General features: G+C 61.9%; 9 protein-coding genes. 8 read left to right on the top strand and 1 reads right to left on the bottom strand.

Annotation, left to right across the window (positions count from 1 at the left end):
- The first annotated feature begins 34 nt into the window (after positions 1–34).
- On the top strand, positions 35–3,709 hold the full coding sequence (locus tag NO900_RS06675; protein ID WP_256408442.1) for a type IV secretory system conjugative DNA transfer family protein: 3,675 nt from the start codon (positions 35–37) through the stop codon (positions 3,707–3,709).
- A 26-nt stretch (positions 3,710–3,735) separates the two neighbouring features.
- A complete protein-coding gene (locus tag NO900_RS06670) occupies positions 3,736–4,080 on the top strand; it encodes a DUF7718 family protein (RefSeq protein ID WP_256408441.1) in 345 nt (114 codons plus the stop codon).
- 101 nt (positions 4,081–4,181) lie between these two features.
- Here NO900_RS06670 and NO900_RS06665 read toward each other — a convergent pair whose 3' ends face one another.
- Positions 4,182–5,498 carry a phage NrS-1 polymerase family protein gene (locus NO900_RS06665; protein ID WP_256408440.1) on the bottom strand — a complete coding sequence of 439 codons (1,317 nt, stop codon included), beginning with the start codon at positions 5,496–5,498 and terminating at the stop codon, positions 4,182–4,184.
- A 1,469-nt stretch (positions 5,499–6,967) separates the two neighbouring features.
- On the opposite strand from NO900_RS06665, the gene NO900_RS06660 reads away from it, so the two are divergent.
- Genes NO900_RS06660 through NO900_RS06635 form a run of 6 tightly spaced genes read left to right on the top strand, consistent with a single transcriptional unit; the run spans position 6,968 to position 14,044 of the window.
- Complete coding sequence (locus tag NO900_RS06660; protein WP_379791705.1) at positions 6,968–7,333, top strand: DUF7985 family protein; 366 nt, start codon at positions 6,968–6,970, stop codon at positions 7,331–7,333.
- On the top strand, positions 7,327–9,006 hold the full coding sequence (locus NO900_RS06655) for a DUF8186 domain-containing protein (protein ID WP_256408438.1): 1,680 nt from the start codon (positions 7,327–7,329) through the stop codon (positions 9,004–9,006). The genes NO900_RS06660 and NO900_RS06655 overlap by 7 nt, the downstream gene beginning before the upstream one ends.
- 32 nt (positions 9,007–9,038) lie before the next feature.
- On the top strand, positions 9,039–9,815 hold the full coding sequence (locus tag NO900_RS06650; protein WP_256408437.1) for a hypothetical protein: 777 nt from the start codon (positions 9,039–9,041) through the stop codon (positions 9,813–9,815).
- Complete coding sequence (locus NO900_RS06645; RefSeq protein WP_256408436.1) at positions 9,812–10,936, top strand: TrbL/VirB6 family protein; 1,125 nt, start codon at positions 9,812–9,814, stop codon at positions 10,934–10,936. The genes NO900_RS06650 and NO900_RS06645 overlap by 4 nt, the downstream gene beginning before the upstream one ends.
- Positions 10,933–12,024: a TraC-like domain-containing protein gene (locus tag NO900_RS06640; RefSeq protein WP_256408435.1), complete on the top strand. Its 1,092-nt coding sequence runs from the start codon at positions 10,933–10,935 to the stop codon at positions 12,022–12,024. Before NO900_RS06645 ends, NO900_RS06640 begins: the two co-directional genes overlap by 4 nt.
- Positions 12,017–14,044 (top strand): VirB4 family type IV secretion system protein, encoded by a 2,028-nt coding sequence (locus NO900_RS06635; protein ID WP_256408434.1) that lies wholly within the window; start codon positions 12,017–12,019, stop codon positions 14,042–14,044. Before NO900_RS06640 ends, NO900_RS06635 begins: the two co-directional genes overlap by 8 nt.
- Positions 14,045–14,819: the final 775 nt, after the last annotated feature.

The raw sequence follows: 14,819 nt of genomic DNA, 5'->3' as shown, positions 1-14,819 counted from the left end.
AGATTAACAACTTTGAAATCACATTTTACACCGCATGGGGGATCACCAAGACCCCACCCCGCCGCAGGACGCCACGCACCTCCGCCTCCGACCGACCGACACGCAGCTGTCGCCTGACGCCGTCGAACAGGGGTTCTGTCGTCTCCACAGCATCGACGCGGACACCGGCACCGGTAGTTGGCTGAGTCGGCTCAGTGGGCCGGCCCCACCAACCATCGAGTTTCGCCTCCAGCGTCCCCCAGGCACCGACGCCGATCTCATGCTGTACGCCGGGATCGAGGACGCACCCGTCGAACCACTCCGAGAAGGGTTACGCACCGCCTGCCCGAACGAGTACGAACTCACGCCGGCCACGCCCGACCCGGTGGACTCGCTGACGGAGTCGCCCGCTGAAGCCACAGATCCAGACGCCGATGAGACCATCATCGGCGATGATTCCGCTCCCACTGATGAGACCACAGACCCAGATGTCGGTGACTCACCCTCGGAGGAGACAGCCTCAGCCGACGACGACGCAGACCCGAGCGCCGAATTGGCTGCCGTCGAGTGGGTGGGTGACGCCGAGCGGCGTGACGACTGGCAGACGCGGCTCACCCCTCTGACTGCGTTTCAAGATGCGGATGACACGCGGCCGCCGCTAGCGGTGATTGCAGAGACGCTCGCCGACACGACCGCTGCCGTCATCTACCAGGTCGTCTGCCGGCGCTATCGCGACTGGCGTGGCGACGCTCGCGACCGACAGCGCCAACTCGATGAAGGCCGTGACACCATGGGGAGCCGGCTTGTTGATGATCTGGTCGGTGACGTGCTAGCTACAAACGCCCGAGAGCGGGCGGCCACAGCCACCCCCAACCGGCCCGATCCAGCCACGGCCGGCCGGCAGGAGTCAATCGCCGCAGCTGACCCCCAACACGCGTTTTGCGTGAACGCCCGGTGTGTGATCGCCGGCCCCGACGCACGGTCGCTCGCCCGCCGGCTGGCGACCGCCCTCGAAACACTCAGCGGCGACTACTACACCATCGACGGCCGGATACGGACAGGGGAGGCGGTCGCGCCGGTCACCGACGCCATCCGCGAACGAACGGTTCACGAGCCGACCTACGAGACGGCGCGAACGACACTCCCGTGGACGGCGAACCGCAGCCGTGGGCTGGTGATGGATGCTGCGACCGCGCCAGCCGCCTGTCTGTTGGACGGCCCCGCACTCACCACGGGTGGGGACCGCGCCATGGACCCGGCCGCTGCCGACCGGACAGCACTCCCGCCGCCGCCCGCCAGCCAACTCGACCGCTATCAGACACCCGGACTCACGCTCGGCCAGCCGCTCGATCAAGATGGTGAGCCCACCAGTGAGCCGATTGCTGTTCCACCCGCCCTCCAACCGTTTCACGTGGCGTGGTTCGGCAAGACTGGCTCGGGGAAATCGACCAGCCTGCTTACAGGACTGCTCGCGAACCACGCGGCCACGGACGGCGCCGACATTCTTGTCACGCCGAAAGGCGACGACATGGCGACGGCCTACTGCCGCGCCCACTACGCCGAGTACAACACCCTTGAGAACGTCTACTACTTCGACTGTGGGGAGACGCTGCCCGCCCTCTCGGTGTTCGATATTCGTGATCAGCTCACGGCCGGGATCGACCGGACAACGGCCGTTGAGGATCTCACGGATCACTACATCGAGATTCTCGAAGGGATCATGGGGCCCGAGCGGTTCCACCAGGCGGTCCGCTCGCCCGACATTATCCGCCTGCTCGTGAAGGCGCTGTTCGACCCAGTGCATGGGAGCGACGCGTTCGCCCATCGGGAGCTCCAGCAGGCCGCCGCCCGGTTCCACGAAACAGGCGAGCCGCCGCCAGTGGTGGACGACGAGCTCCAGTCAATGCTATACAATGTCGCCGCCAACAGCCAGCAGACGTTCGACGAGCTGCTTCAGGGTGTTCACAACCGCATCGAGAAGATCCCGCTTGATGATCGGCTCAGCCAGCTGTTCAACCACGTTCCGGACGCCGACGATCCGTATTTTGATCTCCGAGACGTGATCGACGAAAACGCGGTCGTTATTATCGACACGGGGAGCCTGCGGGATGCCAGCCAGCAGGCGCTCACACGGACGGTGCTCTCGAAGCTGTGGACCGCGCTCCAGCGCCGTGCTCAGACCACGGGCTCGGACGATCGACCGCTGGTCAACCTGTATCTTGAGGAGGCGGCGCAACTCGTCACCTCCGGCATCGTCGATGAGCTACTCGCCCAGGGGCGGTCGTTCGGCTGTAGTGTCACCCTCGCCACACAGTTCCCTGGCCAGCTGCGCGTTCGGAATGAGACGGCGTACGTCGAGCTGCTCAACAACGTCTCCACGATTGTCACGGGGAGCGTACCGGTCGATGACGCACTCACGAAGCGGCTCGCGACGGCCGAACACGATCCAACGGCGATCGGGAATCGGTTGCGCGCGCTCAGCCGCGGCGAGTGGCTGGTGCGACTTCCGGCGCCGTTCAACACAGCGCCGCCCTATCCGTTTCTAATCGCGAGTGCGCCGCTGCCGCCGGGGCATCCGGAGGGGGACGGGTTCCGGCCGGCGCGTGAAACCGCAGTCACTGCCCGGATCGAGACGTGTCGGGATCGGACGCGCCAGACGCATGGCCTCGATCTGACGACGACGACAGCGACGACAGGAACTGGTGACAATGTGCCCGATACCGAGGCCGAGACAGAGCCAGAACCCACCACTGCGGCGTCACCGCGGATCGACTCCGCGCTGCCGTACACGGAGCGGCTCCCCGATCCGGTCACCTACGACGACCAGCGGCACGCGCTCGTCTGTGTCGCCTGTGAGACGCGGTACGATCCCTCACCGGACGGACTCCGGGCAGCGATCGGCTGCTGTCACGATCCTGACTCGGTTGATCGCGACGACTGTCCCATCTGTGATCTACCGCTCAAGCTCACCTACGCGGAACGCCAACAGAGCCCAGTCAGCGATGCCGGACTCCGTTTTCTCCAAGCGGTGTACTCCGCTCACCAGGGCCGGTACGATCCCGACCTCGAATACGACATCACCCGCGACAGCATGCGCCGGCTCCGTGAGTACGTCGGCATCGCCGCCGACGAACTCGATGAGCTCCGCGAAGCAGGTCTCATTAGCCGTGACTGTCGGTATCCTCATACGCTGTACACGGTGACTCCCGATGGGCGTGACGCGATCGGCGTGCGCCACCGCGAAGGGGTCGCTCACGGCGCCGGGGCTGGCGACCTCAGTGAGTCGAGTCTTCACGTCGCAATGGTTGAGGTCGGGACGCAGTTTCTCACCGCCGAGTACGTCGAGAATCCGGACTCACCGGCCGTCGATGTCGAGCAGTACTTCGAGGTCGCCGAGGGGCGACTCGATGCGGCCGCCGTCGATGAGACGGGTGGGGTGGTCGCCGCCCTCGAAGCCGAGCGGATCAACAACGACGCCAGCCGGGCCATCCCCGAGGATTACGACAAACTCGCTGCCCAAGACCCGGAGGCTGCCATCTGGATTGTCAAAAATCGAGAGGCGGCCCACGATGTTATTGAAGCGCTCAACACGCCGCCTGATGGGGACCCCCGGGTGACAAAAACCTACGGCAAACAGACTCGGCCCGCAGCATTCACAGTTGATCAGCCGGGCCTCACCGACGTATACACGTTCCAATCAATGCGGGATACACATCTGAGTGACGACTAGCTTGACTGAACGGGGTTACGCGCTTCATGATCCAACTGGAATACTGGCTGGAGGGCGACTGGCGTGAGGTCGTCCGCTACGATCATGACCGCGCCGCAGCCGGTGGCCACGACATCACCGAGGAAGGCCTGCATCGAGACGTCTACCGCGATGGCGAGAAAATCCGGTCGGAGGATGTCTCGCCGTCGCTCCCGGCGAACGAAGGTTTCGATGCCGCCGAAGAGGATTTACGTGAGAACGTCGAAAAATTCGTCAAGAGGCTCGAACAATGGCACGGAGTGAAAGACGGGCGCGACCTGTGGGCGACGAAGAGTTCGAGTCAATGCCTGAGCACATCAACAGCCACTTCGACCGCGTACGCGACCTGGTAGAACAGGAAACGGACGACTCCGACGCCTAAGACTGGTTTTTGGTGACTGGATGGGGCCCAAAACGAACACGTTGACTGCGACTACAAATTATAGAGCGAGAGTTAACGCCGCCACAGCTGCCACCAGCTATCCGCACTCGACTCTTCGATGGCTGTTTCGAGTTCCTGACGCCGCTCCCGTTCTGTCTGCAGCTCTGCCCGGAGGCGTTCGTTCTCCGCCAACAGCGTCTCCACGCGGTCGGTGAGTTCTTCGATCCGTTCACGCCGTGCTTGCATCCGCTGTGGGTGGCCGGCCGGAAGCGGCTCGTCCACAGGTGATTCGGCTGCTCCCGTGTTCGGATCTGTTACTGCAGTCGATCCGGATTCTGTCGCCGTCGGCGAGTGAGTATCGTCGTCGACCGGCTCGGACGGTGACGGTGGCTGTTCGGTGGCTCCGGTGGACGCTGCCGTAGTAGTGGTCGACGGCTCGGCTGCCTTCGTTTCGGGTGGCGTATAGACGTCGTCAGTGTGGCTGATTGCGCGGTCGATCGTTTTCTCGCCGTAGGTGCTGCCGTCGGCGTAATGGACCTCATCCCACTTCTCGCGGGAGAGACCCGACCGGCGAAACAGCCGGTCGATCCGGGCCGCATCACAGCCGGTCCAGAAGGCGAGCAGCCGACACAGCGCCATGTCGGCCTCCGAGTGGCTCTCGTAGCCGCTTGTAGTGCCGTTCCAGAGCCGCGTGAACTTCTCGCCGTTGGCGGCGCTGGTGGCACGTGACAGCAGTTCCTCATCTGAAAGCGCAGCCACTCCGGTCGCAGCAGCATCTGCATCCGATGATGCGTTCGCAGCTGTCTGCTCTGTACGTCTCTCCTCTGAGGTGGTTGCTGCATCCTCAGCCGTGTCTGCTATTTCTGTGGTGTGGAGCGTCTCGACGGCAGCTGTGCGCTGTGTAATTGTTGTGGGTGTCCCGCTGACGTGATCGCCAGTGACGGTAAAAAACCGCGACCGGTCGTACAACTCGAGATCGCCGGCACGGTTCCGCCCCGCAGGGAGCGTCCCAGATACGAGAATGTGATACCCCGTCTCGGAAGGACTCACTTCGGTATACGAGTCGAGCGCACCAATGATTCGGTTGGCCCACGCCGTGGGCTCACCTGTCGCTGGATCCCGGCAGTCGTCGAGATCGATCCCGATGAGCGGATCGTCAGCGGTGAACACGAAGCCGAGCCCCGCCACACTGGTGGTGGTCACAGCCTCTCGCGCCGTCGCGAAGCTCCGCCAGGAGTCAGAATCGGTCGTCGACGCAAACTGTGTCGTCCCGGGGATGATCGGTGCCTTGGTTGGTTTGCCATCGCGCTCATGTGAGCGCCAGCAGACCCACTGGTCACGGTCAACGAGCGCGTCGGGGAGCGTGTCGGCCGTGGGTGGAACTCCCATCGCAGATCATGTGTACTGATCACACGCAACATCCAAATAGTCTGTGCTGCTCGGGCGACCAGTCGGGTCGCACGGACCGTTCCCGCCCGTTTTGAGTAGCAGCACAACCCACAGCGTAGCCGTCAAGAATTTCCCCCGCGAGATCGCCAGAAATTGGGGAAATCGGCCGATCGACAGACAGGCGCCCCCGCCGCACTATCCCCCGTGAAAACGGGTGAAACACGTCCACGGAATGCATCAACTCCCTGCAGCGTGGAGATGCCGACGGGTGCTGTCGCGTTCACCCGCTCGGCGGCTCGCCAAATCGCCGGACGGCAACGGGTCAACTGGGCTGCTGGCGCGCCCGTGGTGAGCGACCACATCCGCCTTCGCGTCGGACATCTTTTGATGTCGATATATGAGATCCTCGGTACCACCCCCATGGTGTCCGGGGTGATCCGGCAGTACGACGATCGGGTATCAACGTCCAAACATACTGTGTACAGGTGGGGCCAACACAGAGAGCCCAAGTGGGTGATAGGCTCATCGGGCGGTGTCGGCCTTCGTTCGCGTATCCACGCCGCCTGTGCGTGTGATGCGTTACCGACGGCGATCTGATTCGCGGGTCTGTCGACCGCCCGGTACACTCGCTTTCACGCGTCTAATCGGCATTCTACTGCGGCGGGGAGCATCCGTGAAACTCGACAGCAACCTCGTCCGAAGTGACACGTAGCGAGCGGAAGCCCACCCGTTCACGGGTGGGTCCGAGCGACAGCACGGCCCGCCAGTCCACTGCCGATGGCTGTCTGCATCCCCAACGCTTAATCTACCAGGAACCGTACGAAGAAGAGACAAGACGGCGAAAAACTGGCAGTTGGGTTGGGGTCTGCCCGCCGGACGAAAGGCTACCACACCGTTCCCGCGAGGGCGTCTCCGTGGCCCGCAAGGGCAGTCAAAAAGCAACCCTGCGCCGACTGGGGACGCTCCGCCACGCCGCGTGGCGGTGCGTCGGGTCGATGGCCTGGCCCGCGGTCTCGGGCGAACCGAGAGACTACGGTCGCTGGGAGTCGATACGGCCTGTGAGGGCGAACACGTCAGACCCCGTATGGGGCCAAACCAGAGTCCCGCAAACCGGAGTACCCACGAGGGAAAATTTGCCACCGGGTACGGCATCACCGGGATGCCCACCGCGTGTGGAATCCCACGGCAGAAGCCGTGGGAGGAGGTCAAATCGACGAGTTAACTCCTGTGCCGGCTCTTAATATCCTCTCCGCGGTGCTCTGTTGGACGACGACATCTCTAGCCGCCCTATATTAACCAACAAAACCCGTGGAATTCACACTGTTGTTGGTTAAGACGGCTATTCACCAGCTGACGCTGGACAAAATTTATTACTGTGTGTCTGAATTGTTACCATGTGCAGTGATACCAAGCATCACACACGCTCCCCGCCAATGCTTGCTGGTACCTCTTCAGGACTTCCTGTTCGTGTGCCGGTCCGCGCGGCCTGTCGCCGCGTTGCAGTAGGCTGTCTGTTCATCACCCTCGTCGCGGTTGAGCCAGCGGCTGCTCAAGAGAGTGCTGTCTGTGAGGTTGACCGGCTTCCCGGCATGATCTCCGGATTCTTTCAGCTTACGACCGCGATCGGTCTGTTGGGCCTCGTCGTCGTCTGGCAGGCCGACTCGTTGATCGAGCTGTTTACGCTCCGACCCGAACAGCGTGAGGGGCTCAAGCGCCACAAGCGGACGGCCTTGCGCTCAACCGTGATTTTGGTCATATTGGGGCCGCTGTACACCGTCGCCGGCAGCGTAATGAACCTCCCGCTCGCGGAGTGTGTTGACCTAATCCCGTGGTAGCCCAGACGATGCGGGTTACAGTCAACCGGGGCCACCGGCTTGCGATCGGGGTGGTGGCGCTGACGGCAGTGCTGGCGGTCACCGCGGGATCGACAGCCGCAGATCCACCACCGGCCAACGCAACCCGGACGGTTGACGCCCGCGACACGGATCCGTGTCTGACGCCGGCCGCGTACAACGCCACGTACGGCCAGTCCCCGACTCCGACCCAACAGCTCGCGACGTGTACCGACCTGACGTACGCCGCGCCGCCCGCCCATGCTGCCCGCATGACGACTGCGGCGTTTCCGGCGTTAGAGCCCGGTAGCGCCGATACTAGCGTCTATCCACCGCACGCCGACCCTGTGTCTGCGGGCGCGATTGCCGACGCACACGCCACTGTGTTTGCGGTCTATCCCGCGACGCGGGTGCATCTCGACCCAACGACCACCCGGCAGTATATTGCGCCCACCGGGACGGTGCGGGCGCTCGTCGATTACCGCGTCCGAGACAATCTCGGTCCGAACCGGTCGGTGCGCAGCCACAGGGTGCGAACTGTCACGCTCGATATCGGCACCGAGCAGGTGGCGTCAACGACCGGGACACAGACGCCGACGCTGTCGTACAACACGACCCAGACTGGCGAACAGCCGCTCACCGTCACCGCCGAGATCGCGGTGTCGATCACCGTGACCGGCTCCCGTACAACCACGTTCACACAGACGGTCACCGTCAGCGACACACGGTCCGTGTGGGTGTATCGACTCACCCCGGAGGCGTACACCGTCCAGTACCCTGATGGCCAGGGTGGCCTCGCCGTCTATCAGGGAAACCCATGGCATAGCCTCACGCTGTCGGGCGACGCCACCGATCGCGTCCGTGGCGTCTGGCGCTATTACACGGCTCGCGATCCGCGATGGGACCACCTAATATTTAGCCGGGCCACCACGACTACGACGCGACCGTCGGCAGTACGGCCGTTACGGGTGGCGGCGTTCCCCGCTCAGATTGGCCCGCGCGCCGTGCCCGTCCGTGACGGTCCCACCGTCACTGCCGTGTGGGGCGTCACCACCCGGTCGCCGGCGACCCGGCTCCCACCGAACGTCTCTGTCGGGGTGGTCACCGACGAGTACACCCGGTCGTACGGGCTGGCCGTACGAAACGAGACGCTCGATCCTGAGCACGTTCAGGTGCATGGTATCGTTCGCGGTGTCTCGGCGCCGCTCAGTGAGGTCACCCGAACTGCACGTCCGATCCGGGAACCGAATCTGTCGGTCCGTCTGATCGACTCCTCGGGTTCGGCGGCGACACTTCGTATTACCGTCCGGGATTCGCAGACGGGCGCACCCCTCCGTGTGACCGAATCAGCGGCACCCAAGCCGATCGTCGCCGACGGGCCGGACGGAACTCTGTCGATCAACGGCGAGCCCGTCACGCTCGGTCCGGACGGCACCGCTACACGAACCGTTTCCGAGCCGGGGCTGTACACGGTCCGCTTCGAGCCGGCATCATGGCGTACGACATCGCCTGCATACACCGCCGCCAGCGATACCGTTCGCTGGCACCCGCTCGGTACCCTCGCTGGCTGGGTCCAGCTGCTTGAGACGGCGTTCTGGGTCGGCGTTCCGATCGCTGTCGCCTGGATCGCTGGCCGGCAGATTGCACACCTCATTTCCGGTGAGTCACGTACATGAGCCACACCCCTCCACCATCGACTCGACGCACTGTGCTGACAGCGATCGCAACCGGCAGCGTCCTCACGACCGCCGGCTGTGCTAACAGTCGAACGGATGAGCCCAGATCGGGCGCGCTCTCGACGGTCACCGTTGAAGGAACCGAGCTAGTCGTTGAGTATGAGCCCGGTACGGACGCCACCCAGCTCGCGGTGATTGGGCCGTCGGGTGAGCCGTTTGCCGAACGCGCACTTACTCCGGGCGCCAGCCGCGAGACCGTCCCGATCGGAACTGCGTACTCTCCGGGCACGTACACCGTCCAGCTTGTTGATGACGACCGCGTCACGGCTACCGTCGAACAGGAGCTGCGCCCGGAGATTGTGATTCGAGAGTTGCAGCTGGCACGGAACCATCCAGAGGAGATGTTCGACGGGGCTGGGAATTTCACAATCGCGACTGAAGTAATTGTCACAGTCGAGAATCTTGGGACCGGCCCTGAGGAGCTCACCAAACTCCGATTCGAGGGGGAGGTACCTCGCCCGACCCCAGAGGAGATGGCTGGTAGTGGGATTATGGCAATAAATCGTCCTGTTAGGTATGCAAATCCTGTTATTGGTCCCAGAGAAGTACGTACACTCTATTCGAGAAGTTTCCCGTTTTCACCAAATAGTGATACAGTGGAATGTACTCCGGAAGGAACCAGTGGACAATTTACCGTCGCACTCAGTGGTGATATAGCTGAAGAGGTGGTCGAACAAGAGTACACTGCGTCATATCGAGGAGAAAACCTCTCCAACTGCCAAATTACGGTGGAGAGGGTAGGGACATGAGCGGTATTTCGCTCACAGATGTCGGCTATCAGTGGTTCATTGAGATTACTGAACAGATCACTGAATGGTTCATTGAGGGCACCACAAACGGGTACCGTGATCTAACCGAGGCACTGTTTGGTACACCAGTCCCAGAATCCACCAATAGTCTCCCATTAGGAGCTCCGCAAAATGTACCATGGACGCGTCTCCACGAGGCACTCGTCGCAGGAGAGGTAACGCTTGTCGCATTTTTGATTCTCGTCTTATGTATACAAGCACGAAACACACTGCAAATTTTCAATCTTAGCGATCCGATCCGTGCAAGACAGGTGCGTCGGTCTGCATGGACTGGCGGGATTTTGATTGCGACTTGGTACTGGATCGCCGTAACCACGCTGTACCTCGTGGACGGCTTCGCAATCGCTCTAGTGCCGGATATCGGTGTTGTGGTTGAGCCAATGATCGATTTCCTTGATACCACACTCTCGAACCCCCTGCTTGGGTTATTGCTCACGTTTGTCGGCGCCCTAGCGATGTGGACGCTACAAGCTCTCTTGTTCCTGCGAGAGTTGCTGTTGTACGTCTTCGTGTACGCGATGCCAATCGCACTCGCTGTTGGATACGGTGGACTCCCCGTCATTTCTGGGGCTGCGATGCGAATTGCGGTCAAATTCATCCCGCTCGCGGTAATGCCGCTTCCCGTGGCGCTGCTGTTCCGTGGCTATGATCTGCTTTTCGGCGGCGGGTCAATACCAGTCACGACGAACAACGCCTTCTTCGGGTATCTCGTCGCTGTCTCGCTGCCGGTGCTCAGCGTCTGGATCATCTGGAAGCTGTTCGCGTATACGACGCCGCGACTGGTCCGGACCGTCCGGAGAGCGACCGGTCTCACAGTGACAGCGGGCGCCGTGGCTGGCGCCGCGGCGGTTGCCGGGCCCTGGGCTGGCGCGACGGCCGCCCGGTGGGGTCCGACAGCAGCTATCGGCCAGACGGTCGCGCATCGACTCGGTCGGGATGACGCCAATACTGAGTCGAGTCCCGAATCAACTCCAACGGACACGACACCCACCCCCACGGTGCGTAGCCACGAGGGCGGGATGCCGTCGTACCGCCGCACCGAAAACGAACCCCGCCCATGAGTGACCCCGAGAACCCCGCGACCCGGCGTGTGATGCAGTCGCTTGACGCCGATCGCCGACTCCCGATCATCGGAGTGTACGAACGCGACCTATACGTACTGCTGAGCTTTCCCATTGCGGGACTGGTAGGCGGGGCGGCAGTCGGCGTAGAGCCGCTCGTGTTCCCGCTGGTGTGTGTCGGGCTGGCAGTCGGGGTGGCCGTCGTGTACGCGGCACCGCGCCAGCTCCCGGCGAGCACGTGGCTGCGTGATCTCGGCCGGTTCTACTTACGCCGCCCGCGGGTGACCCTCCACGACGCGGTGGCGGCGGCGTCAACGCCTGATCCGGAAGCTGACACCACGGTGCCGCGGCCGTTTGTCGTTGATGAGCACACCCAGGAGCTGACCGCGCTCAAACGAGCGTGGCCCGGGCATGGCGCAATCGAGCGGACGGACGGAACGATGGAGGCGTTCGTTGAGGTCACCCCGGGCAACATGGATTTCGCGATGGCTGACGACTGGGCCACACACCAGGCGGTGGGCGAGGCGTTCGCCGATCAAGAGCTCACCTTTCGACTGACGCTGTATACGACGACCGACCCGTATCCGGCCGCAACGCTCGTTGACCAACTCGATGAACGGCTCGCCGATCCGCAGGTGACCACTACTGAGTCGCTGCGTGCGCTCATCGCTGCCTACCGCGACCAGCGACCGGCTGAGCTCGACGAAACCCAACAGGTGCGCTACTTTTTGCGTGTCGCGGTGGCCCCATTTGAGGTGTATGAGCGCCACCCCGAGGAGCGGACGCCGGCTGAGCGGCTCACGACGCTGCCGGTCGTCGGGGTGTTGGCGACGCCGTTCGTAACGCGCCGGGATCGGCTCACCGACGCGGAGCTGCGCGGCGCACAACTCACGAAGCTCCGCGAGCGGCTCCGGACCGTCGAGACGGAGTTCGTCGGCAAAAACAGTGACTGGACGGCCCGCCGGCTCTCGACGGCCGAAATCGTGGGCCTGGCGACGCAGTTTTGGACCGGGACCGACGTCCAGGAGCCGCCCGTAGCCGACCGGGCGGGCGTCGATCGGCAAGCACGAGGTGAGACGGATGAGTGACGCGCTGCTCTCGTTAGGTGGGGGCCTTGAGTCGGTGACGCCGGCGAAGCTCGTTATGGGGCTCATGGCGGGTAGTGGGATCCTCGTGATCGGGCTGCTGCTCGGCATCTGGTTGCAGTCCCAGCAGCCCGACCGCGATCCAGAGGTGGACCTGTCTGCGTACGTCGAGCCCCCGGAGTCGGCACCGCAGTCGCAGCCGGAAGTGGCCACACCGCGCGAGCGCCAGCAAGACGCGGTCGCCCCGGCCGCGGTCACGTGGAAGAACCGATGTGCCCGGATCGATGACGAGTGGGTGTGTACCCTCTATATCGCTGACTGGCCGGATTATCCGAGTGACGGCTATCTCAGCGAGCTGTTCACGCTGACCGATGTCCGGTTTCACGTCACCGCCCACCTCAGACCCCGCGATCAGGAGCGGGCGCTCGACCAGCTGCAGGCGGCCGCCGACGACCTGAAGGTGGATGCCGATCTTGAGTCGAGCGTTCGAAGCACGTATCTTCAGGACCGTGCGAACGAGGCGGCTGCGATGTATCGCGCCGTCGAGGCGGGCGCCCGTGTGTTCTCACAGGCGCTGCTCGTGACCGTCCGGGCCGACGATCGTGACACGCTAGACTCAGACGTGCGCCGCGTGAAGCAGACGCTTCGCGAGCAGCCGGCCGAACTCGCGCCGAAATCCGCAATCTGTGCCCAGGATCGAGCGCTGCGTGAGGCCGCACCGCTTGGTGGGACGGCCCTCGACCGCACGACGACCTGCATCAGCGGCGCCGTAGGCGCGTTGCTGGCGTCGCCACACCGGCCCACCCTGTTGGAGCCGGATGGCGTCGAGCTGGGGGTCCACAGGCATACTGATACCCCAGTCGTGGTCGACCCTTTCGCTCGTGAAAACGGGTACGCCACGTTCACGGTTGGGGATCCGGGGTCGGGGAAGAGTTTCAGCGCCAAACAGCGGTTCATCCGGTCGGTGGCGCACCACGACGACCGGATCGGCGTCATCTTGGAACCGCTCAACGATTGGGCTGGCGTGGCCAAGGCGCTGGATGCCCAGCGGATCACGGTTGGTGGCACTCTCGGAATCAATCCCTTAGAGATCACGCCGATGCCTGCCCACGTCCGCGAGCAGCTGGGCGCCGACGCGAGCCCGTTCACCGAAAAGAAAGAGCGGGTGTTGAGCTTTCTCGCGAACTTCTTTGCGCACCGCGGGATCACGCTCGGTGACCGACGAACCACCTTAGAGGTCGCCGTCGAGACGGCGTACCAGAATGCCGGAATTACGGAGGATATCACGACCCACGACCGGGCAAGTCCAACGCTCCGTGATGTAATCGATGTGTTAGAGGCGATCGCTGACGAGCCTGAGGGGTATACGCTACGGACTGAGGCGGAAGCCGAGAAACTGCAGGCCGACGCCACGTGGCTCATCGATCAGCTCCGACCATTCGGCCCAGATGGACAGTTCGCACATTTGGGACGCGCAAGTGAGGTCGACTTTCAGGAGACGGATCTCATCTATCTCGACCTCGCGCAACAGGAGGGGCGCGTGGGTGGCCGAACCAGCCTGGTGATGCAGCTGCTCATCTCGCTGGTGTACGAGCGCGCGAAACAAACCGCCAAGGAGGTCGTGTTTGTGATCGACGAGGCGCGATACGTGTTGCGTGATGCTGAGAACCTCGCCTTCCTGGAGACAATCTTCCGGCACCACCGCCACCACGATCTGTCGATTCAGCTGGTCACCCAGACAATCGACGAGTTCTTCGAGCGGCCGGAAGCCGAGATGATCCTCGATCAGTGTGCGATTAAGCAGTTTCATCGATTGGACGGGATGGACGATGAGTGGGCCGAAGAGTTCGGATTGAATCACGCTGAAAAGCGGTTCGTCCAAGAGGCAGTGCCGGGCAACGAGGAACTTGGGTATTCGGAAGCACTCGTGGGAGTGGATGGGGAGTGGCGCGGGATCGAGGTGCGGGCGTTGGAAGCCGAAACTAGAGTGATAGAAGGAAATAATCAGAAAGACAATATCTAACAAAGAAGAGTCATTGTCCCTAGTTGCCAGTGCTCAAATATGGATTAAAAATAAGACAGTGAGTTTTTAGAGTGACATATATCTGAAAATAATTGTCTCAATCGCTGCTATGACAAGACCAAATTAGAGCCTGTTGAGCGAGAAGGATACCACGGCCGTAAATTGAGCTCGGTATTCAGATTTATTTTGTCTGGTTATTGATTCCGAATACTGTTTTGTTCTTTAAATTATCGGCGGTGATCGAGTTTGATCTACCGTTCATAACTAATCTACAAATCCGTCTACAGCTGGAGACCGGCTGAAACTTGGATCATGTTGCGGTTTACAAAATTAAGATTCAATTGATAGAATGACAATATTAAACGTACGCTATCTTCGGCCTTGGCTCAAGCGATCCACACCATACAAAGCTTGAATCGAAAAGAACGAACGTGATCACGGAGCAGTTTTCGCGGAGGTTCGCAGAAAACACGATGTGGGCAACGCGATTGTTCTTATTGATACTACAATTCCATTTCACCGAGCTTGTGGAAAACATAATCTCGATCTCAGATACGAGTGACACGGACACCGGAACAGCACCAAAGGTGTCTTTCGTGAGGTAAAACGCAGAATGACTGATTACTCAAACTGTCTCAGCAACGCCAAAGCAGAAACCGCTAATGAATGATTGAAATTGTTCGCCTTCGCATGAAGCTAACTCATCTGAACAATATGTTTAATCTAGGCCATAGAACTAACAAGTTGATAGCCTGATCATATGTAGAGCGAGTGG

This window comes from Halorubrum rutilum, assembly GCF_024494565.1.
The sequence above is the reverse complement of the archived record's forward strand: the minus strand, read 5'-3'. Positions and strand labels throughout refer to the sequence as shown.

Excerpts from the sequence above, each read along its gene's own strand:
- NO900_RS06675 (WP_256408442.1), top strand. The coding sequence starts at position 35 with ATGGGGGATCACCAAGACCCCACCCCGCCGCAGGACGCCACGCACCTC.
- NO900_RS06670 (WP_256408441.1), top strand. The coding sequence starts at position 3,736 with ATGATCCAACTGGAATACTGGCTGGAGGGCGACTGGCGTGAGGTCGTC.
- NO900_RS06665 (WP_256408440.1), bottom strand. The coding sequence starts at position 5,498 with ATGGGAGTTCCACCCACGGCCGACACGCTCCCCGACGCGCTCGTTGAC.
- NO900_RS06645 (WP_256408436.1), top strand. The coding sequence starts at position 9,812 with ATGAGCGGTATTTCGCTCACAGATGTCGGCTATCAGTGGTTCATTGAG.
- NO900_RS06640 (WP_256408435.1), top strand. The coding sequence starts at position 10,933 with ATGAGTGACCCCGAGAACCCCGCGACCCGGCGTGTGATGCAGTCGCTT.
- NO900_RS06635 (WP_256408434.1), top strand. The coding sequence starts at position 12,017 with ATGAGTGACGCGCTGCTCTCGTTAGGTGGGGGCCTTGAGTCGGTGACG.